Here is a 21,205-nt window from a genome sequence, read left to right as displayed (position 1 = left end):
TGTCTCGCCCAATCGCGGGTATCCCGCCTGCACGGGTGATCGGCGATGAGCTCGAAGGACGACCCCTTCGGTCCGGCGGGCAAGACCGTCATTCGCGCAAATCCACGGCGCACGCAAAAACCGCCGCCGGTTCCGGAGCAATCCATCGCGGACACCTCCAGGATCGAGGATTCAACCGTGTTCGATCCTGGCGTCGTGCGGCCACCGGGCTGGGTATCAGGAACCGTCATCTATCAAGGCCCGGCCCTGGGTGCCCCAGCAGGTACCAGCTCTTCGGCCGCCGCATCAAAGCCGCCCATCGAGCAGCGCATGCTGCTCGGCGCCGCCGAGGTGGTCAGATACTGCGCGGCAAACACTATTCTCGCTGCGGCCGCTCCTTTGCTGATGCTGTTTGGGCAACTCAGGCTGATGCCTGTCGAAAGACAGGCGGAGCCACTGGCGCAACATGTCGCTGAGGCCATCGAAAAATTCGACCGGACGGTGGAGAAATCGGACGTTGCCGAAGAGGATGCGCGGATTGCGCGTTATGTTCTGTGCGAAACAGCCGACGATCTCATCGGCAACCTGCCTTGGCCTGGGAAAGACGACTGGTCGCAACGCAGCATGTCGTGGCAGTTCTTTCATACCCAGTCCTCCGGCACAGGCTTCTACGAAGCACTGAACAAGATCCTGGCCCATCCCGAGACACATTACGATCTGCTCGAACTGATGCATGTCTGTCTGTCGCTGGGGTTCGAGGGCCAGTATCGCGGCGTGAGGCGCGAAGACAACAATCTCGAGCGCGTTCGACGCGACGTCTACGAGACGCTTCGCTACTTCAGGACGCGTGCGGGTGAAGACATCTCGCCGCGCTGGCAGGGCTTGGCCGAGACGATGGCGCAGTCCTCGGCCCGCCTGCCGCTTTGGGTGGTTGCCGCGTCAGCGTCGGCGCTGCTGGCGGCAGCGTTCTTCGCATTGCGGGTCTTCATCTCCAATGAAGGCGACGCCGCCGCAGGTGAATTGCTGGCACTCAACCCATCAATACCCGTCGCTATCGAGCGCGCCAGCGTGGCGCCGCTGGTCGAGCCAGCCAAAGTCGCCCCACCGGCGGCCAACGCTCAGATCGATCGTATTCGTGCGGCGCTGGCCAAGGACGTCGAAGGCGGCGGACTGGCCATTGGCACCAAGGGCGACTTCATCGTCGTGGAAATCAACAATCTGCTGCTGTTCCAGTCCGGCAGGGCCGAGACGAAGCCGGAATTTCAGCCCATCGCCGCCGACATCGCCGCGGCTCTTGAGCACGAGCCTGGACCGATCCGGATCGTCGGCCACACGGATAATGTCAAACCGCGTCGGTCGAGCGCCTTCAAATCCAACTTCGACCTTTCGCTGGCCCGGGCCAAAGCCGTCGAAGCGCTGATGGCCGCGAAATTCAGCGATCCCTCGCGACTGACGGTGGACGGCAAGGGCGAGGACGAACCGATCGCCGAAAACGCGACGCCGGAAGGCCGCGCCAGGAACCGCCGTGTCGATGTGATGATCCCCAGGGAGGAGACATTGTGACGACCTGCTGGAAGCATCCATGACGCGTTGGCTGCTGCGGATATTCAGCATGACCGCGCTGATCGGCTTCGCGACGGCCATATGGTTTGCCGGCCCCTTGATCCGCTTTGCCGATAGCCGGCCGCTCGGGCCTGCCTGGCTGCGTGCAACGATCATCGGTGTAATCGTGGCGACGCTGGCGCTTGTTCACGGGCTGCGTTTCTGGCAGGGGAGGAAGGCGCAAAAAGCGCTCGAAACCGTCGTTGCGCACAATGATGACCGCGATGATGACGATGGGCGGCTGCTCGAAGCCCGCATGAATGAGGCCTTGGCGGCGCTCAAAGGGTCGAGCGGCAAGCGCAACTTCCTCTACGACGTCCCCTGGTACGTCGTCATAGGCCCGCCGGGTGCCGGCAAGACAACGGCACTGGTCAATTCGGGGCTGAATTTTCCGCTTGCCGGTTCAGGAGACGCCCAACCGGTGGCCGGCATTGGCGGAACACGTGCCTGCGACTGGTGGTTTACCGACCAGGCCGTGTTGATCGACACCGCAGGTCGCTACACGACGCAGGATTCCAATGCTGAGAGCGACAAGAAGAGCTGGCTCTCCTTCCTGTCACTGCTCAAGAAGCACCGCGCCCGGCAACCGATAAACGGCGTCATCCTGGCCATCAGCCTTGCCGATCTGATGAGCTTCGACGACCGGCAGCTAGATACCCACGTCGCCGAGATACGCAACCGGCTGAGGGAAATCCACGAGACGCTGAAAGTTCAGTTTCCAGTCTATCTGATTTTCACCAAGGCCGATCTTGTCTCCGGTTTCATGGACTACTTCGGCGGTTTCGACGAGTCACGAAGGCGCAAGGTGTGGGGCGCGACATTCCAGACCGCGGAGCGCGACAGGAACATGGCCGCTGGAGCCCCTGCCGAATTCGATGCGCTGGCAAAACGACTGGCCGACGAGATGGCCGACCGCCTCCAGGAAGAGACTGATCCCGTCACGCGCATCTCCATCTTCGGTTTTCCGGCACAGTTCGGCGCACTAAAGGGCCGAGTTACCAGCTTTGTCGCCGCTCTGTTCAATCCCGGACGCAGCCAGGTGAATGTCAGCCTGCGTGGATTGTATTTTTCGTCCGGCACGCAAGAGGGCACGCCTATCGATCAGGTGCTGGGCGCGATCGGCCGCAATTTCGGTGGCAATTCCCGCCCTCACCTTTCTGGAACCGGCAAAAGCTTCTTTTTGCATGATCTGCTGACGGACGTCATTTTTGCCGAATCGGGCTGGGTTTCGTATGACAAATCGGCTGCAAGGCGTGCGGCGATCGTCAGATTTGGTGGCCTGGGTGCCATAACGCTGATCGCCGCCGCCGCACTGGGTACGCTCGCCCTGAGCTTTGCTTCCAACCGGTCGCTGATCGCCTCCACAACGCTGGCCATGGGCCAGTATCGCGAGACGGCGGCCCCGTTGCTCAAGGCCAGCACGGTCACCGATGTCGACCTTGAAAACGTCATCGGCCCGCTTGACCAGTTGCGCGATCTGCCGGCCGGGTATGAAACCGGTGACTTGCCGACACCGTTAGAGGAGACGTTCGGCCTCAGCCAGAGGGAGAGACTTCTTTCGGCATCCAAAACAGCCTATCGGCAGGCGCTGGAGCGACTGCTCCGATCGCGCCTGTTGATCCAGGCCGAGCGGACGATCCAGGCCAAGATGGCCGATCCCGTCGCCCTCTACGAACCGTTGAAAATCTATCTGATGCTTGGCGGCAAGGCACCGAAGGTCGATGACGCTTTGATCGTTTCGTGGATGAAGCGGGACTGGGAGCAGAACCGATATCCGGGCGAAAACAATCGCGAAGGACGCGAGCAGCTCCAAAAGCACCTGCGCGCCATGCTGGCATTGGACGACGCCTATGATCCGGTCTTCGAACTCAACCAGCCGCTTGTCGAAGCCGCTCAACGTTCACTCGGGCGTATGAGCCTTGCCGATCGCGCTTCGGCCTTGATCAAGTCGGCTATATACGCAGCGGTGCTGGACGATTTTTCACTGTCTCAGAAAGGCGGGCCGGAAGCGCAGCTGCTGTTCGAGCGCATCGATGGCGGCGATCTGTCAGGGCTTCGTATTCCCGGCATCTATACTCATTCCGGCTTCAACACCTTCTATCTCCGGCAACTGTCGCGCATTGCGCAGATGCTTGTCGACGAGCAGTGGGTTCTCGGGGGCGGCGGCGAACAAGGCGATATCAACCAGCAATTGCTCAAGCTCGGCCCCGAACTTCTTGATCGCTACGGCAAGGAGTTCGCGGCCGCGTGGAACGGCGTTCTCGGCCAGTTGAAATTCAAGGCGATGCTGACGGACAAGCCGCACTACATCGCACTTTCGGCCGCTGCCTCCCCAAGCTCACCGATGAATCAGCTCTTTGCGGCAATCGCCGATGAAACAGCTCTGACGCGGGACTCAGGTGACGGCCCCGATCCCGGCACCGAGATCGAAGGCACGGCCCAGAACCCGCCGCGCAACCCCGCGGATCTGGCCAAGGGCCTGGCCCGCATCGGCATAACAATCGCCAGCGGCAAATCGCAAAGCCGCGCCGGCACCGGGGCCGCCGACGCACGGAACTTCAGTCCAGGAGCAAACATCGAAGCGCAATTCAGACCATTCCAGGCCCTGGTGAACGGCCCTGCCGGACATCGCCCGATCGATGCTCTGACCCAAAACTTCAGCGATATCTATCAGAGCCTGCAACTGGCGGCCGAAGTTCCTTCGCAGACGGAACGCGTCAATTCGAACCTGCAGCTGCAGATAGCCACGCTTCGCGCCAATGTCTCGCGCCTGCCCAAGCAACTCGGCCGGATGGTCAACGCGACGGCGGATGAGTTCGAAGGCAACGTTGCCGAAACCTCGGTGACCAACTTGAATCAGATACTTGACCAGACGGTCACAGCCCCTTGTGAAGCCGCAATCAGCGGCCGTTATCCCTTCGCCCGCGACGCCACCGAGGATGTTGCGATGGCAGATTTCGCCAAATTGTTCGCCCCTGGCGGCTTGCTGGACCGGTTCTTCGCACAAAATCTAGCATCGCTGATCGACATGACCAGCCAGGACTGGACTTGGAAACAGGATGCGCGATTTGGACGCGACCTGTCGAAATCGACCCTGAAAGACTTCCAGCTTGCGGCGGAAATCCGCAGCGCCTTCTTCCCATCGGGCGGTTCGTTGCCTTCGGTCAGCATCACTTTCACACCGTTCTCACTGAATGGCGATGTCGATACGGCGATACTCGATGCCGAAGGCCAGATCGTCTGGAGCAATCAGACGGGCAACGCGCCGAGCGCGGTCACCTGGCCGGGCGAGGCAGCTTCCGCGTCCGCCAGCCTAAGCTTGACGCCGGAGATGCCAGGCCGCGAATCCGCCATCAAGTTCGAAGGGCCCTGGGCGCTGAAACGACTTCTGGACAAGGCTGCCGTCACCGGCGACGACAGCAACATGCAAGCGCGCTTCGTGATCGGCGGACGCGACGTTACTTATGCTCTCCAGACAGGCTCAGGCTCCAACCCCTTCTTCCTCCCGGCCCTGTCCGGATTCAGCTGTCCCAAGGCGTTTTGAACAGGGTTCATCTGCTGAACATGGCGTCGGTCCGCTGACCACGGCGTTCAAAGCCTGGTTTTCCTTAGTTTTCGATACTTTAATGTTCGAGCCTGTGGCAAAGTGGCGCCAGCGAGCGTCCAAAGGTGCGCCGCAGAAGGACGCTTGAAAAGCGCTTGGTGGCAAATTGAATACTGTCGCCCTTTCCGTTGAGAGCTTCGGCGTGAGCCACAAAGGCTGTGTCCGTGAGCTCAATGAAGACAGCTATCTGGTCGAGCCACAAACTGGCGTCTGGGTGGTAGCCGACGGAATGGGTGGACATGACGCCGGAGAGGTCGCTTCCGCCAGTATCGTCGATCATCTGTCAACAATCGGCATTGCGAGCTCAGCTCCCGATCTTCGCGCCCGCTTCGAGGACAGGCTGGGCCGGGCCAATGCCGAGATCCGAGGCATATCTGAATCCCGCGGCATAACCATCGGTTCCACCGTTGCCGCCCTGCTGGCGATGGACGGGCGGTTTGCCTGCCTGTGGGCCGGTGACAGCCGCGTCTATCTTGTCCGCAACGCCTCGATCTCGCAGATCTCGAGAGACCACACCGAAGTTCAGGAGCTCATCGACCGCGGTATCATCAGCGCAGCCGAAGCACGCACGTGGCCGCGCCGCAATGTCATCACGCAAGCGATCGGCGTCAGCGACGAGATTGTCATCGATTTCCAGCAGGGAGAAATCATGCCGGGGGATATTTTTGTGTTGAGCACGGATGGTCTGACGGCGCATGTCACCGACGCCGAGATCGAGGCGGCGACGGTGTCGGCGACACCTCAGGCAGCCTGCGAGAACCTGCTCGACATGGTGCTGGCGCGCGGCGCAACGGATAACGTCACGATCGTCCTCGTAAAGATAGGACACGAGCGCGATGGCCAATTGCCTCCTCCATATCTGCATAGAGCGAAGGCCTGAGGTTGATGGGCTCCGACGACAAGACGCGCATATCGGGGGGCATGGCCAACACCGTCGTAGGCACGCAACTCAGCGGCATCTACGAGCTCGACGAACGCATCGCATTCGGTGGCATGGGCGAGGTTTACCGTGGTCATAATATCCAGACCGGTGACCATGTCGCGATCAAGATCGTCTTGCCCGAGTTCGCCCGTGACCAGACGATCTTGTCGCTGTTTCGCAAGGAGGCATTGATCCTCAATCACCTGTCGCATGACGCGGTCGTGCGCTACCACGTCTTCACGATCGATCCCGGGATCGGCCGTCCCTACCTTGCCATGGAATTCGTCGACGGTGAGTCGCTGTTCGACATCATGCGGCGTGGCGCGATGCCGGCGGCTGATGTGCGCAAGCTCTGCCACCGCCTCGCCTCCGGCCTGAGCGCCGTGCACCAGGCGGGAGCAATACACCGCGACCTCTCGCCCGATAACATCATCTTGCCGGGAGGCCGGGTCGACCGCGCGAAGATCATAGATTTCGGTATCGCCCGGTCGGCGAGTGTCGGCGGTGAGACCCTGATCGGCGGAAAGTTTGCGGGAAAATACAACTATGTTTCACCCGAACAGCTCGGGCTTTACAGCGGCGATGTCAGTGAGCAATCCGATATCTACAGCCTGGGGCTGGTGCTGGTTGCCGCCTTGCGCGGCAAGCCAATCGATATGAGCGGATCGCAATTCGAGGTCATCGAAAAGCGCCGGACCGTGCCTGATCTCACCGACATCGACGATGATTTTCGTGACATCGTTGAACCCATGCTGCAACCGGATCCGCAGGACCGACCGGTTAGCATGGCGGAAATCGCCAGGATGACGCGTGACGAAAACGAGGAGACAACCCCGCCGGCTTCCATCACACCCCGCGATCGGTCGGCTTTGCCGCGAACCTTTGCATCCGGCAGCAAAACCCAGGCACGATCACACAATGTTGAGAGGCACGACGACGCAGCCGCAGCGGGCCCAGGCGGACAGCCCTTCGTAGAGCACGTGCGGCCCGCGCATTTGTTCGAACGGCCGCCTCCGGCGCCGATGCCGCGCGAGGCCACGGCGCGTTTGCCTGGAAGGTCCACAAAGACCCGAACCCTGGCGATCGCTGGCTTGGCGATGCTGGCTGTGGCCTCCGGCGCGGGCCTTTACCTGGGCGGCTTCATGACGCCTGCCACACCGACTGCCGGCAAGACATCGCTTTTGCCACCGGAGCCGTCCAAGCTCCCGCCCGGCCTGTCAAAGCCGCCCCTGGCGGACTCTGCCGCCCCTGAGCCGGCAAAGGCAGTTTCGCCCGTGCAGGCCAGCGGACAGGCGGCTGAAAATCCGGCAGATACGTTGGGGGTTCAAAAGCCGGAGCCTACCAAGCCCGCCGAAGTCCCCTCGCAGAACGACGTCGTCGCGAAGTCACCCGCAACGGACGCCAGGCCGCCACCCGAAAAGGCATCGCCGCCAATCCAGCCGGATACGATGACCAGCGACAGTCAAACGTTGGCCGCTTCCAGTGAGACAACCGCCCCGACGCCGCCGGTAGAGAAAGCCTCGACGCTGCCGCCCGCTGAGCCCAAGGTTGGCGAGAGCCAAAAGCCCGAACCGCAGGCCAGCAAGCCGGCGGCACCCGCAACGCGGGAGCCCAATCCCACTGCGGCCCCGCCGGCTGTCGCGAACGCCGAGAGCCCTGCCTTGCCGACAAGCAACCAGCCGGACCAACCTGCTGTCGCGTTGAACGTGCCCAAACCGGAGATTCCCCCGGCCGTCGACGACATCGCCCAACGGGTGTCATGGGTTCGCGACTTCGGCGGCGGCGACTGTTTCTATGCGACGATGACCTCAGCAACCGACAAGGCTGCCGCGATCGAAGGCTTTGGAACATCGGTCCAGCCATTCGAAGGCATGCTGGCCGAGTTCCAGGCCAAATTCCATGTCGAGCCGGACATCAGCGTCCGGCTCATTGAACCAAGCCAATGCGAAGTCACCAATTTTCTGCGCTTTATCGGGCAGACCGCATCAGACAAGCCGCAGCTTGTTCTCGATCGGACATCGGTGCCAAACGGTACGCCGATCAGCGGAACGCTGGTGACGCGTGGCGGGCTCAGGTCCAGCGTGCTGTTGATCGACCATAAAGGCATGGTGTTCAATCTCGACGACCGCATCGTCGTAGAACCCGGCAAGGCTACTTTCAGCATCCCGATTGGTCTCGGGGCCGCCGACAAAGCCGCCGGAAAGGCGGTGCCGCAGATCATAATGGTGATCACGGGCCCTCAGGACATCCAGGCAGCCGCGTTCTCCACGCCCATGCCAGCCTCGGTGCTGCTCCCAAAGATTCTTGAGGAAATCGAGACCGACGGGTCTCAATTCTCGGCCACCGCCCAGTATTTCCGGCTCGGCGGATAGCATTGGCGCCCGATGCAACTCAGCCGCTCTGACCCGCCGATAAGGCAGTTTGATCCGGTTCGGGCCCCTGCCCTGCGTGGCAGCATGAGGCTTGCGGTCATGGGGGGGGCGGCCCTGTTGGCCGTGCTGTCATCCAGCGAAGCGCGCGCCGAGTTCACGGTCTGCAATCAGACTCTGGATGTCGTCAATCTCGCCGTCGGCCAGAAGGTCGACAATGCGGACCAGACCGATGGCTGGTGGACCATCGGCGCCAATCAATGCGTAAACGTCATTCGTGAGGAACTGACGAACCGCTACATCTACATCTACGCAACGGACGTGTTTGGTCATGCGATCCTCACAGGATCGACCGAAATGTGCATTGAGCGGCGACGTTTTTCGATACGCGGCATCGACGAGTGCTGGCAGCGCGGCCATATCGCGGCACAATTTCTTGAAGTCGATACCCTCGAACAGGCGCGGTGGACTTTCTTTCTTACGGGAAGCAATCCGTGACGCACGGTATCGACACGAGCTTCAGGCAGAAAAAGCAGGCGCGCGCGGCCCTTCGCAGGCGCACGCTTCGGCGCAGGCTTGTTGCCGGTCTCGCGGTGGCTGTGCTGCTCTCTATCGCCGCCGGTTTCTACCTCACCGCCGAGTATTGGTCGTTCGGAGACGAAGACGAGGAGTTGCATGCGGTCGAAGGGGCGGACGATATGCCGGCGGACGCATCCGTGTATGTGCCAGCCATTATCGATCTGGCGGGGGACCCGATGTGGATCACGCTGGCGCCCGATGCCAGCGCCGCAACCAAAGGCCGGACAATGCCGCGCCCGGCGGAACTCAACCAGGCCGGCGTTTCTCCACAGATCGAAATCCTGTCTGACGTCATGCTTAGCGCGAGCGAAAAATTCATGACAACGATACCGTCGACGCAAGAGGATTTTGCATTCTTCCAGGCGCAACGAAAGACTGCTGCCCCACCATCCGGTGATCTGCAGAATGATCTTGAGCCATCGCCGATAGAGGGGGAACCAGCCGCAGCACCCGACCAAAGGGCGGACGCCGATGATCCCGAAGCCGGCTGGGGCGAGACCATCGATGCGGGCGATGCAGCCCTTCCCGCATTCCAGAAGACGCAGATCGAAAACAACACGAGTGTCGCAACCGTCTCGAATGAGTATCAGCGGTTCGAGGCGACCGAAGACACGTTCGTGAAAATCCTCAACGACCGCTCTTTGGACAGCGTCGCGCTCGATGCGCATTTCTCCGCAGAGGACGCCAAGCTGGCAGGGCAAGCGCTGAAGGCGCTTTTCAACCGCGACGGCCTGGAACCGGGCTATGTCATCGCCATGCGTGGTTTCAGGCCGAGGCGCGAGACGACGACCATGTCGCTGATGCAGGTGTCCATCTACGCCAAGAACGTCTTTGTTGGCACGCTGACACGCAATGCGGCGGGCGCATTCGTATCGGGTGTCGATCCCTGGGTCCGTGAAGATCTGTTCAACTATTCGGGCGCACAGGGGGAAGGCACGCACAAGCGGCAGTATCGCCTGCTCGACGCGATCTACTCGACGGCGGCTCGCAACAGTGTTCCAACCGGCGTGATCGGCGAAGCGATCATGTACCTATCGCGAGGGCAGGATCTGGACGCCTTCGCCAGCGAGGACCAGCGCCTTGTGCTGATCTACTCGCAAACGCCGCGCGGCAAGGGCGAGACTGACGGGCGTGTGCTGTATGTCGGCGTGCAGGGCACCGAAAAGAGCCTCGACTGTTTCGTCTTCCAGCTGAGCGAGGGCCAGTTTGCGTGCGTTACCGGTGACGATCAGGTCCGCTCGCTGACGGTCACCAACGGCATGGTCACGCCCGTCAACGGGGTGATGACATCCACCTTCGGGCCACGCAAGCATCCAATTCTCGGCACCGTTCGCATCCACAAGGGCGTCGACTGGGCGGCTCCCGTTGGCACGCCGATCGCAGCCGCCTTCGATGGTGAGATCACCTTCCAGGGCGATGGCGGCAGCTATGGTAATCTGGTGAAGATCTCGCACCCAAACGGGCGCGAGACGCGCTATGCGCATATGCTGAAATTTGCAATCGGGACCGGTGTCGGAACCAGGGTGAAAGCCGGCGATGTGATCGGCTATATCGGCACCACCGGCCTTTCGACCGGGCCCCACCTGCATTTCGAACTCTACCAGAATGGCGCAGCGATCGACCCACTCGGCACGGTCACCGCGGTCGCTTCCGACGATTCCGCGGTCGAGACGCTCACCGACCGTATCGTTCATGTCGAAAGCGGCGGCAGCGCTCGCGCCAAGAACCCAAATTCCTCAGCAACCGGTGCAGGGCAATTCATAAGCAAGACCTGGATCAGGATGATGAACACCTACCGCCCGGAACTTGCGCGCACGCTGTCGACAGCCGACCTGCTCGCACTGCGCTACGACGCCACGATCTCGCGTGAGATGGTTCGCAACCTGGCTCGCGAAGGCGAGGCCTATCTTCGGGAGCGTGGTCACCAGATTACGGCGGGCAGACTCTATCTCTGTCATTTCCTGGGAATGGAAGGCGCGCACCAGGTGCTGTCGGCCACAGGTTCGGCGCAACTGAGCGCCGTGCTGGGGTCGGCCGTCATCCAGGCCAACCCGTTTCTCACCGGCAAGACCGCCAGCTACGTCGTGGACTGGGCCGAAAGGAAAATGGGCCAGAAGCTGGGCCGCATGGCCACTGGCGCCGCCCAGCAGACAACGACCACGGAGGTCCGCCAGACGTCACCGGAGTTTGAAAAATACAAGCAGGCCGTCACCGCCGTCATAAGCTCAATTCAGAATACGCTTTGAACCACGCTCGCGCTGCTATGCTCACCCCTGTCCAAATTCCATCGGGTAGAACAATCTTCGCCCCATCCCAGGCTGCGGCGCAGCTTTGCGTGGCTATTGTGTCTTTATCCGCATTTCCACGCGGCGATTGAGCGGATCGTATGGGTTGGAACTGCGCGGGTTCTTTTCACCCATGCCGACCGCGTTGATGCGATCAGGCTCGATGCCGCTGGCCGTGAGGAAGGCGGCTACCGATTTCGCTCGTCGTTGCGACAGGCCTTCGTTGTGGTGCACCGTGCCGGTGGCATCGGTATAGCCTTCGACGACGAAGCTGAACGTGCTCAGCCGGTTGTCCTTCAGGGCTTTGGCGAACTCGTCGAGTTCAGCGCGCGCGGTGGCGTCAAGTTCGGCCGAATCCAAGCCGAAATTGATCAGCATGTCGAGGCCGGTTTTCACTGCCGACGCGTCATTGGACTTGCTTTTGCACTCCTCCGCGGAGCCAACACAAATCCCGCGGGACTTGCCGAGATCGGCCGCACCAGCAAAAAACTTCACGATGTCTTCAGATTTCTGAACGGGGTCGGCGGAAGCGTGGGTCGAGAAAAGCACGACCGCCAACACAAAAGCTGAACTGCTCCACTGCATAGCGGCTCCTCCTGGTTGAGTATTCCGATTTTCGATGTTGGGATCATAGCAAATTCGCAGGCAATTGTCTGTCTGCAATCGCCGGGGGCGTGACAGTTGTTGCCGCGTCACCGGTTGAGACTTGACCCGCGCCGCGCCTAAGGCTTGAGTGGCCAAGCTTCTCGATGAAAGCGTGGCGGTCATGGCCAATGGGCTCCGATTCAAAACGGCAAGGGATCTTTTCGCGGCGTGTCCTGCTATTGCGCGGGACATGAGGAGCCTTCCAACCGACCAGCGCTCGATCGAGTTTTGCCGCGACCTTCTCGCAGGGCGCGTTCCCGAGGAAGCGGTTACATTTTGTGCCTACCTGCTTCCCGAGCGAGCCGCGGTCTGGTGGGCCCATGAATGCCTGAGCCACCTGGCCGACCTGTTGGATGAGACCGATCATCAGTTGCTCCCGCTGGTCCACAACTGGGTGGGCGAACCGGACAGTCTCCGCCACCAGGCGGCGCTCAGCACAGCCGGCGCGACGCCGCCAACAACGCCGGTCGGCTGGATTGCTCTGGCCGCGGGATGGCGTGACAATGGTTCGGCCAGGGCCGCGACGATGGCACCGGCGTTGCTGCCGTTTCCAGCCGCCCACGCAATCAATGCCGGGATTCTGGCCGGACTGGCGCGTGTCGCACTGGCTGACCGGTTCGCCGTTCTTTCGGCATTTGTCGAAATGGGCATCCAGATGGCTGAGATCGAGGCCCTGAGCCAAGCAGCGGATGCGGATTAGAGCATTCGCCCGGCAGAAACCGATGGATGCCGTCATCATCCTGGCCTACTTACAGCCACCTTGCGCCCATTTTGCGAGCGCCACCTTGAAGCGCGTTCCAAGCGGATGTTGAAGCCGTAAGACAGACACGTCGTTGGCGGCGAAATTTTTCGACTGTTCACACAGCCGGGCCTCGTTCCATTCATGGCAACCGTCGCAGTGCTTTCCTTCCCATACCGACTTGTCGAGCCCCTCCACAGGACTGAAGCGTGGCTTGCCCTTGATCAGCTCCGCAATGCTCTTGCCGTCGATTTCCGGATCGCCGAAATCGACAGGATGGTCAAAAAAGATAGGCTCGTCGGAGGCAAGCCTTGGGATTTTCTGACGAAGCATATCGAGCGAAAGTTGGGCGTCGTCGGCGCCCGACGGGTTTGCCGCAACGTTTCGCCCATCCGAACCGGCTTCCGATTTCTGAGTGGTCGCCTCGCCGACGATCAGCGGTGCGTTGAGGTCGATCTTGTGCAGGACGACCTCAGTGGTCAGCGAGACATTGCTCCAGGGGCGCTGTTTGCCGGCGGTTACCTTGAAGACATCGGCGGTAACGCGGTTCATGGCTTCGGTGATGGAAACGTTTGTTTCGCCCATATGCGCCAGCAGCGCCGAAGCGAACGGCGAATGTTGGCCCGACCCGTCAAAGGCGACCTGATTGGGACTGGTGGCGAACGCGACAAGCGTGCCGGCGCCACCATTCTCGATGGGAATTTCGGCAAGGCCGCTTCTTGCTCCCTTCACGCCGGCGGTCTTTGCCAGCACTTCGGCAAGCGGATTGTCACGGCAAGCGTCGAGAAAAATCAGCCTTATGCTGGTCTCGCGCGACATTTGCCGCAGGACGAAGTCCACGGGCACCGCCTCGAAATCGAGCGAAGTCTCGTCCTCGAGTGCTGCGTCGACCGGAAGAAGGTAGTTGCTGCCTGAAACCTGCAACCCGTGGCCGGCGTAGAAAAAAAGGGCGATATCGGCGCCGCGCACCTGCTTTGCGAATTGTGCAATCGTCGTCTGGGTCTGCAATTTGGTCAGATCGAAGCCGGAAACGACTTCAAAGTCCAGATTCTCGAGGCGTTCGGCCATGGCGTGGGCGTCGCGTACCGGATTGGTCAGCGCCGGCGCATGCTCATATTGGGAGTTGCCAAGGACCAACGCAACACGGCGTTCAGCACTGGCGGCCGACAAAGTCAAAAGCAGTGCCAGCGCTACAAGCGCAATGGCGCCCACAAGTCCACCGCAATGGCCGATACGATCAAAACCCACCCGGGACAACAGGGCGTCCCTCAGTTGACGAGCTTAGTGGCGGAAAACTCGATCCGCCGATTGAGCGCCTTGTTCTTCGGCGTGTCGTTGTCGGCAACCGGGCGCTCCTCGCCATAGCCAGTCGCCGCGATCTGGGTGCGCGGAATGCCAGCGGCAACTATGGCGTCGGCAACCGCCTGGGCCCTTCGCTCCGACAGGCGCTTGTTCTCGATGGGCGACCCGTCGGAATCGGTGTGTCCAGAAACCTCGACCTTCAGGCCCGGGCACTTGCCCACGACGCCGACGACCTCAGCAAGCAGCGGCCGGCTTTGGCTATCGAGCCGCGCGCTCGCCGTTCTAAAGTAGATGGCTCCGGTGCGCGACAGCACCGCGAACCTGTTGAGGCACTCCTCGTCGCTGAAGCTGGTCTTCGCCGCATCGGTGGTGACAGGCCCGACATCGGCAGTGCTCGCCGCAACCGGTTGGACAACAGCCGGCTTGCTGCCGTCAGCGATGAAAACGAAATCGAATGAAACCGATGCCGTGGGAACAATATTGGTCACGTTGGCCGCCTGCTGGAGTTTATCCACGTTCGGCAGCAATCCGAAGTCTTCCACATGCACGGCGACAGGAGCCTCCGAAGCGACCGACACCATGGTATCGCTGATCATGGTGACCACGATGTTGGCTTGAAGATCCTTGTCGACCCCGTGCAGGCTGAGACGGAACGGAAGAACCGCCTTCACACGTCGCTTGGTCGCCAGGTCGGCAAATGCGGCGGGATCTACCTTCGCGGTCAGTTCGGCGGAGGGAAACTTGAATGTCTCGAAAAAAAGGAACCGCATGCGGACGTTGCGAAGGTCAACCCCTGTATCGACCGAATTCAGGTCGAAGGTGACTTTCGCATCACCCGCCGAGGTGAGGCTACCGGAAATATTCCTGATCTTGTTGGTTTCGACGATCGTGTTCTTCTTGACCGACTGGTAGGTCAGGACCGAAGCGGTCGAGTCCAGCGTCCAGTTCGTCTCTGCCTTCGCAGTTCCCAGTCCGGGCCAAATCAACACCAACAACGCAACGACCAAGCCAAGCGCGTTTATAACGAGCCAGCCTCTTGCCCGTGTTTTCCACCAGACTCCCACGACTTCGAACATGGAACCCCCTGCCTAGAGCAGTTCACGATTTCTCAGCGAGGAGCATAGAACACTTGCTGTCGCTTGGCGAGCATCTCGCGTGGTGCGGTGCACCACTCCCGAGCGATGCAAATCTCGGGTTCATCGTCTTGGTTAGAAGGCGATCTTCAGTCCGAGCTTGGCGCCGATGGTGGAACTGTCCGATGACACCTTGCCGCGAACTTCGCCGTTGACGGTGGTCGCGGCCGACATCTTCAGGTTGAAGCCGGTCGACAGCGCGGCGGAAAAATCGGCATCGTCGAAGTCGATCTCCCTGGTGTCGATTTCGGTGGTGTTCTTGTAGCCGAAACGCTGCTGCAATTCGCCTCGCGCATAGGGGCTGATCACCATGCCGTTGCTCAACGTGTAGTCGCCATAGATGCCGGGCTCGAGCTTGATCGCGCCGAAAGAAAGCTGGCTCTTGCCGAACTCGTTGCCGCCGCTGTCTGTATACGGATCGCCGCGGAAGGAAACGCCAAGCAGGCCGCCACGCAGATCGAAGCGGGTGCGCTCGCCCAGCTTGAAGATATGGCCGACCGATGCCGTCACTGCATAGCCCTTGGTATCATAGCTGCCGGTGGTGCCGAGCACGCCGTTCGTCACGTCGCTTCCACCGATGAAGCCGGAGGCCGAGACGAGCGCGTAATTGTAGTCCTTGCGAAACAGCGCGTAGCCGCCGAACAGGCCGGCCTTGTTGGTACCTTCGCCGATGGCATCAAATCCCCGAAACGCGCCGAGGTTGACGTCGGTCGAGGCGTAGCCGGCGAAAACGCCGATGTTCAGGCCGTACTCATTGTCGAACTGGAAGTGTTTGGCGGCATTGAAATCCAGGCTGATGGCGGCCGAAAAATCATTGGCATCGAAGCTCGGGCCCGGGCCATTCAAGCCGCCGCCGCTGATGTTGTAGCCGTCATGCTCGGTATGGGCGAACTGGCCGGAGGCAAATACCCCGAAGCTTTCCGAAACCGGCACCATTCCAGATCCGGATGCGGGCGAAAGGTTGAGGTCAGCGTCGAGCGCGTCGCGGTTTATGCCGTAAAGAGCCTCGATTGCCACCGTGACCGCGCCGGCGTTGGTGGCACTGGTCGGCGCCGCCGCAATGCCAAAATTGACTGGCGTGGCACGCAGGAACACGCTGCCATTCGGGCCTGTGACGATCGCATAGGTGAAAAGCGAACCCGGTGTGCCGGGCACGCCTGCGACGCTGAACGTCCCGGTGACCGGGCCGTTGGCCGAAACAATGAGCGGTATGTCGGTCGGCTCGGCAAATTGCGGCGTGCCGAGCAGGTTGACGATGATGGTATTGGCGCCGGTTGCCGAAAACGCATCGGCAATGAGCTGATCCGACTGAGATGTCTGCTGGTTGATGTCGAGGCCGATGCTGGCACCGTTGAGGGTGAGGCCGCCTAGCGTCAACACATCGCCAGCGACACCATTCGTCATGTCGATCAGCGAATTCGTCGCGATGATCGAACCCGGCATGGTGACGTTGCCGTTGATGAACAGCGTCGAGCCACTGCCCAGGTTGAGGTGGTTGATGCCTTGTATGCCGCCGTTGAAGCGCAGCGTGGAATTGTCGGAGGAAAAATTGTCGAAGCCGGTAAAGTTCTGGCTCTTGCCGCCGGCAGCGAGATTGGTGCCGGTGATGGTGCCGTTGGCGCCCGTGCCGCTGAACAGAACGCCATCGCTCAAACTGAGTGGGTCAACCGCACCGATGCCGTCGATCACGAGCGTGTCGGGTCCAAGACCGGTAATGTTACCGCCGATCGTGCCGCCCGAAAGATGGACATGCTCGGCGTCTATGCCGCCCGTGATGGTACCGCCGGTGACCGAGACATTGTCGAAGCCGGCGCCGCCGGAAACGCTGGATCCGATGGCGCCGCCGCTGATGACAATCAGATCGTCACCGACATCGCCGGTGACCTCTCCTGCAAGCACGCCGCCGGAGACCAATATCTGATCGTTGCCGTCGTTGCCTTCCAGAAAACTGTTTATGGTGCCGCCGCGCAGCGTAATAACATCATTGCCGGCACCACCGCTTACCGCACCCGCAAGAGTGCCGCCGGTCATGTCGAAGGTGTCGTCACCATCCTCCAGCCCGACAGAATCCGTGCCCTCCCCACCCTCACCTGGGTCGATGCCGACACTGGCGTTGCCCGAGATCGATACGCTGTCGTCCTGGCTGCCGGCATAGATCGAGCCGTCGACCGTGCCGCCGCTGACGGTATAGGTGTTGCCGCCGCCTTCGCCGAACACCGAGCCGGTCACATGGCCCGCGGTCATGTTGAAAATGTCGGCGCCGCCCGCAAGATCAACGATGCCCGGCGATATGGTTGTGCCGACGGTTCCACCGTCGATGTTGACGGTGTCGTTGCCATCGTTGCCGAAAATGCTGCCGCCTATGGTGGCGTTGCCACTGACCGTTATTGTGTCGTTGCCGGCCTCTCCATCGATATCCAATTCGATTGCGGTATTGCCGCCGATGCTGACCTGGTCGTCGCCGGCCCCGGCATCCACGGCCTCGACGTTGCCTCCCCCTATGGTAATGGTATCACCGCCCTCACCCCCAGAGATGATACCGACGATTGGCTCGCTGAAAAAAACGCCTTCCTCGACCTCGAGGATACCGACCGATATCAGGTCGTCACCGATGCCACCGGTCACATTGCCGACCTGTGTGCCGCTGCCGGATATCACGACACTGTCGACACCATCTCCAAGATCGATGTCGTGGATGCTGCCGGCCTGGATGATAACGGTGTCATCGCCCGCCCCGGCGTCCAGATTGGCGTCGACATTTGGGGCGAACGGATCGCCCGACAAATCCCCATAGGACATCTCGAACCGGTCGTTGCCGCCAAAGAGTTCGAGGGTCCCCTCTGCCGACTGCAAGGATGTCGTTGCCGATGACGTTACCGGCGGCAGGCCACTTATGACGGGGGTAGGCGTGCTGTTGTCCAGGATACCGCCAAAGATGCTAACAATGTCATCGCCGTTTCCGTCATAATCGTTGACGATGACTGTCGACGAGTCGTTGGCTTGCCCCTTGTATCCCGCGAACCCCGTCGTGAATACGCCGCCGACATCCTGGACGTTTCCAGTTGTGCTGCACTCGACCGTGACCGATGTCGTTTCGAACGTCGTTTCGGCCGAGATGCCTGAGCCGACTGTTGTACCAGCACCGCTTGCGATAGCCGAGCACGCTTCCGCGCCAGATATCTGCAACGTGGATGCCGCCGCTAACGCAAGCAACGAAACACCCGCCAATTGATAGGCCTCGCGCGGCACTCTCATTCGATCCCACCTTACGAGAATCGATACCGTCACAGTTAAGGCAATTACAATAAATCACCGGCCCTTCAATGGGGCTCGTTGACTTGATTGACAGGCAGTGTACGCAGCGCGCTGCTCGTCGGCAATGGTTAGGCGTTCGCTCTCAGGCCACTATAAGGTCATGTGTGGCGACAAGGTCACTATCGAACTCAGATTGAACCGCTCACATGCAGTACAACGCCGTACAAGGACGCGAACATCTAGAGGTCAGAATAGGCTGCCGAAACGGTCAGGCTTCCCGCGTGGGCAACCTTGCGGTCGTAACTTGCCCATATTTCCCCGCCGCACTGCTGGGCCCAGCGATGACAAAAAGAAAAATCGGTAGGCAAGTCCACGTCCGGCGTCACGATCTTCGAAAATGGCGTCAGAAAGCTCTCGAACTGTGCGGCGTATTTGTTTTTTCTGTAGCGCGACCGGTTCACCGTTTCGGGCAGTTTCTCAATTATCCTGGCGACGCAGTCGCGCGAAACCAAGAAGATACCCGTGCCACATAGCGATACCCGGACAAAGCCGTCCATCTCCTGCCGCGGTTCGATGATGGTTCCGAGGAACTCCAGGCTTTGCGCAAAGGCCTTGTCGAACGGCAGTTTCGACAGCGAGTGAAGTTTGCGAAGGTCGACCAGACGCCGCGGATACAAAGTGCCGACTACAGGCTTGTCGAGCGCCAGCATCGCGGCAATGAGATCGGGCGAAAAGCCCATGTCGCTGTCGATCATCAGGATGTGACTGCAGTCCAGCTTCTTGTAGTAGAAATTCGTGAGCAGATAGTTCCGGGAAAACGGTATATCCGTGTACTCGATTTCCGACAGCGTGAACGCGTAGCTGGAAAGGCTTTCGTGAGTCAGGGCCGCAAAAAGGCTGCGAACGAATACGCTTTTGTAGGCTGCTCCGTAAACCGGCAGCGCGAGGTTGATCTTGGTCGGCATCGAGCCCTCCACGGTCCAGTGACTGCATACAAATCCCTTTTTCCTATCTTTGACAGGATACTTGGTATAAAAATTTGCGGGCCTTTGGCGGCACGGGGTCCAAACGCTCGGGCAGATTGCGTTTGCGTCTGGTGCGTTCGAAGGCCGCCGGATCAAGATTGACGCAGGCTGGAACGAGCATGCCGATATGACCCACCGCCACGGATACTTGCGCATCCCGCTGCTCATGCTTTTCGCGATTTTGAGCACGATCGACGTTCGCGCCGCGGTCGAACAGAACGCCTCATTACAGCCGCGCAACCGGCTGGCGATCGTCATCGGCAACACGAACTACCAGAGCAAGCGTCTCGAGCACCTCGCCAACGCGGTCAACGATGCGACGAAACTGTCCGACAGCCTGAAGCGGCTGAACTTTGAGGTTCTGACTGGAACCGATCTTACCGCCGATGGCTTCGTCAAGCTTTTCCATGACGCCGAGGCGAAGCTGCCCGAAAGCAGCGCCGTGCTGATCTTCTACGCCGGCCACGGCATGCAGCTGCAGGGCGAAAACTACCTGCTACCAATCGATACGCCCGATCCGGAAAACCTGGACAAGCTGACGGCGCACGCCGTCAAGCTGAATGATGTGATCGCCAAATTCGCCAGTCGCGGCCGTCAGACCTTCATCTTCCTTGATGCCTGCCGCAACAATCCGCTGGGCAGCGGCGCCAACATCTCCAACGGTCTGGCGCAGGTCGAGGTCGGCGAAAACACGTTTGTCGCCTTCGCCACCCAGCCCGGCAACGTCACCGTCGACGGAACAGGCGAAAACAGCCCGTTCACCACTGCGCTTCTAAAAAACGTCGAAATTCCTGGCTTGAGCATTTCGGACATGATGATCCGCGTCCGCAATGAGACCGAGGCGCTCACCGTCGGCCGCCAGGTGCCGTGGGATCAGTCGAACCTGCGTGAACAATTCTATTTCACCGAACAGCAGATGCTCGATCCGGCGCAGTTGAGCGCGAGCCTGTCGCGCATCCTGTCCGATCCAGACGCCAAGAAGAAGCTGCAGATAGAGCTCGCCTCCAACGACCTGCAGACCGCCGTGCTCATCGTCGGACAGACGCTGCGGTCCGTCGAGATTCCGGCACCGTCAGGCGGTTCAGCGGAGCCGGTCGGCACTCGGGTCGCCAATCTGTCTTCAACCGAAAGCGTTGCAGTCGCTCGCCAGAGCGTCGTCTCCGGCCTCGAAACTCTCATTGTCGGCGCCTCGGCGGGCGAAGCGGAAAAGGACAAGGCAGGCGATCTTGCGCGCAGCATTCAGACCGAACTTCGTCGCCTGGGGTGCTACCGGATGCAAGTTGATGGCGATTGGGGCACAGGCTCCATCCGTGCCCTCACCGACTACTACAAAAAAACCAAACAGATCGCACCCACGACCGAGCCGACCGTCGGATTGCTCGGCGATCTCTTTTTGCGTTCCGGCAGAATCTGCAAGCAGCCGGTCATCGTCAAGGCCAAGCCGGCTAAAGTCGCGTCGGACAACGGCCCTTCGCAAACCGGCCCCAGCCGCAAGGCGGCGAAACGCGCGCAGGCCGTCCCGCAACGCCCCATAGCCCCCCCACCAGACATTAGTGGGGGGATAGGCATCGGTGGTGTGTTTTAGGACGTGGGCTGTCAGGCGGGCCTACTTCATTGGCGTTCGTAACATCACGATTTCGCCTCGCGGATCGCCCGCAAAGTCGCATGGCGTAGCTTGTCCTCGCGCTTAAGGGTCTTCACTCGTCCGACAAGGCCAGGTTTGATCCATTCGGCGTCTGGCTTGTCGGCTCCCTTCGGTGGCGTGC

Annotated in this window: 13 protein-coding genes; 8 read left to right on the top strand and 5 right to left on the bottom strand. The window is 60.6% G+C overall.

Going from position 1 to position 21,205, the window contains the following annotated elements:
* The first annotated feature begins 45 nt into the window (after positions 1-45).
* The 6 genes from tssL to EOC83_RS27835 all read left to right on the top strand — a co-directional run bounded on the left by tssL (position 46) and on the right by EOC83_RS27835 (position 11,301).
* Positions 46-1,542, top strand: coding sequence for a type VI secretion system protein TssL, long form (gene tssL, locus EOC83_RS27860; RefSeq protein ID WP_013525288.1), 1,497 nt, complete (start codon positions 46-48; stop codon positions 1,540-1,542).
* 19 nt (positions 1,543-1,561) lie between these two features.
* Complete coding sequence (gene tssM / locus EOC83_RS27855) at positions 1,562-5,125, top strand: type VI secretion system membrane subunit TssM (protein ID WP_063170598.1); 3,564 nt, start codon at positions 1,562-1,564, stop codon at positions 5,123-5,125.
* A 166-nt stretch (positions 5,126-5,291) separates the two neighbouring features.
* Complete coding sequence (locus EOC83_RS27850; protein WP_013525286.1) at positions 5,292-6,065, top strand: protein phosphatase 2C domain-containing protein; 774 nt, start codon at positions 5,292-5,294, stop codon at positions 6,063-6,065.
* Between the two features lie 5 nt (positions 6,066-6,070).
* Positions 6,071-8,479, top strand: a complete 2,409-nt coding sequence (locus tag EOC83_RS27845; RefSeq protein WP_063170599.1) for a serine/threonine-protein kinase — start codon at positions 6,071-6,073, stop codon at positions 8,477-8,479.
* 84 nt (positions 8,480-8,563) lie between these two features.
* On the top strand, positions 8,564-8,974 hold the full coding sequence (locus EOC83_RS27840) for a DUF1036 domain-containing protein (protein WP_024504491.1): 411 nt from the start codon (positions 8,564-8,566) through the stop codon (positions 8,972-8,974).
* A complete protein-coding gene (locus EOC83_RS27835) occupies positions 8,971-11,301 on the top strand; it encodes a M23 family metallopeptidase (RefSeq protein ID WP_024504492.1) in 2,331 nt (776 codons plus the stop codon). The genes EOC83_RS27840 and EOC83_RS27835 overlap by 4 nt, the downstream gene beginning before the upstream one ends.
* A gap of 93 nt (positions 11,302-11,394) precedes the next feature.
* Here the strand turns inward: EOC83_RS27835 and EOC83_RS27830 are convergent, their stop codons facing one another.
* Positions 11,395-11,925 carry an OmpA family protein gene (locus EOC83_RS27830; protein WP_013525282.1) on the bottom strand — a complete coding sequence of 177 codons (531 nt, stop codon included), beginning with the start codon at positions 11,923-11,925 and terminating at the stop codon, positions 11,395-11,397.
* Positions 11,926-12,073: 148 nt separating this feature from the next.
* On the opposite strand from EOC83_RS27830, the gene EOC83_RS27825 reads away from it, so the two are divergent.
* On the top strand, positions 12,074-12,685 hold the full coding sequence (locus EOC83_RS27825; protein WP_244507016.1) for a hypothetical protein: 612 nt from the start codon (positions 12,074-12,076) through the stop codon (positions 12,683-12,685).
* Positions 12,686-12,730: 45 nt separating this feature from the next.
* On the opposite strand, the gene EOC83_RS27820 is transcribed toward EOC83_RS27825, so the two are convergent.
* From EOC83_RS27820 to EOC83_RS27805, 4 genes are all read right to left on the bottom strand, one after another.
* Entirely contained in the window at positions 12,731-13,972 is a 1,242-nt protein-coding gene (locus EOC83_RS27820) for a caspase domain-containing protein (protein ID WP_224673649.1), read from the bottom strand.
* Between the two features lie 20 nt (positions 13,973-13,992).
* Entirely contained in the window at positions 13,993-15,102 is a 1,110-nt protein-coding gene (locus EOC83_RS27815) for an OmpA family protein (RefSeq protein ID WP_013525279.1), read from the bottom strand.
* A gap of 132 nt (positions 15,103-15,234) precedes the next feature.
* Positions 15,235-18,414 carry an autotransporter gene (locus EOC83_RS27810; RefSeq protein ID WP_082826756.1) on the bottom strand — a complete coding sequence of 1,060 codons (3,180 nt, stop codon included), beginning with the start codon at positions 18,412-18,414 and terminating at the stop codon, positions 15,235-15,237.
* Positions 18,415-18,653: 239 nt separating this feature from the next.
* A complete protein-coding gene (locus EOC83_RS27805) occupies positions 18,654-19,379 on the bottom strand; it encodes a hypothetical protein (RefSeq protein WP_082826798.1) in 726 nt (241 codons plus the stop codon).
* A 187-nt stretch (positions 19,380-19,566) separates the two neighbouring features.
* Here EOC83_RS27805 and EOC83_RS27800 point away from each other — a divergent pair, with 187 nt between their 5' ends.
* Positions 19,567-21,024 (top strand): caspase family protein, encoded by a 1,458-nt coding sequence (locus EOC83_RS27800; RefSeq protein ID WP_063170602.1) that lies wholly within the window; start codon positions 19,567-19,569, stop codon positions 21,022-21,024.
* Positions 21,025-21,205: the final 181 nt, after the last annotated feature.

Origin of the sequence: Mesorhizobium sp. Primo-A, from assembly GCF_003997175.1 — a bacterium.
In the GTDB taxonomy this organism is placed as follows: Bacteria; Pseudomonadota; Alphaproteobacteria; order Rhizobiales; family Rhizobiaceae; genus Mesorhizobium; species Mesorhizobium ciceri.
This window is presented reverse-complemented; position numbering and strand designations above follow the sequence as displayed.

Excerpts from the sequence above, each read along its gene's own strand:
- tssL (WP_013525288.1), top strand. The coding sequence starts at position 46 with ATGAGCTCGAAGGACGACCCCTTCGGTCCGGCGGGCAAGACCGTCATT.
- tssM (WP_063170598.1), top strand. The coding sequence starts at position 1,562 with ATGACGCGTTGGCTGCTGCGGATATTCAGCATGACCGCGCTGATCGGC.
- EOC83_RS27845 (WP_063170599.1), top strand. The coding sequence starts at position 6,071 with ATGGGCTCCGACGACAAGACGCGCATATCGGGGGGCATGGCCAACACC.
- EOC83_RS27840 (WP_024504491.1), top strand. The coding sequence starts at position 8,564 with ATGAGGCTTGCGGTCATGGGGGGGGCGGCCCTGTTGGCCGTGCTGTCA.
- EOC83_RS27830 (WP_013525282.1), bottom strand. The coding sequence starts at position 11,925 with ATGCAGTGGAGCAGTTCAGCTTTTGTGTTGGCGGTCGTGCTTTTCTCG.
- EOC83_RS27815 (WP_013525279.1), bottom strand. The coding sequence starts at position 15,102 with ATGTTCGAAGTCGTGGGAGTCTGGTGGAAAACACGGGCAAGAGGCTGG.
- EOC83_RS27810 (WP_082826756.1), bottom strand. The coding sequence starts at position 18,414 with ATGAGAGTGCCGCGCGAGGCCTATCAATTGGCGGGTGTTTCGTTGCTT.
- EOC83_RS27805 (WP_082826798.1), bottom strand. The coding sequence starts at position 19,379 with ATGCCGACCAAGATCAACCTCGCGCTGCCGGTTTACGGAGCAGCCTAC.
- EOC83_RS27800 (WP_063170602.1), top strand. The coding sequence starts at position 19,567 with ATGACCCACCGCCACGGATACTTGCGCATCCCGCTGCTCATGCTTTTC.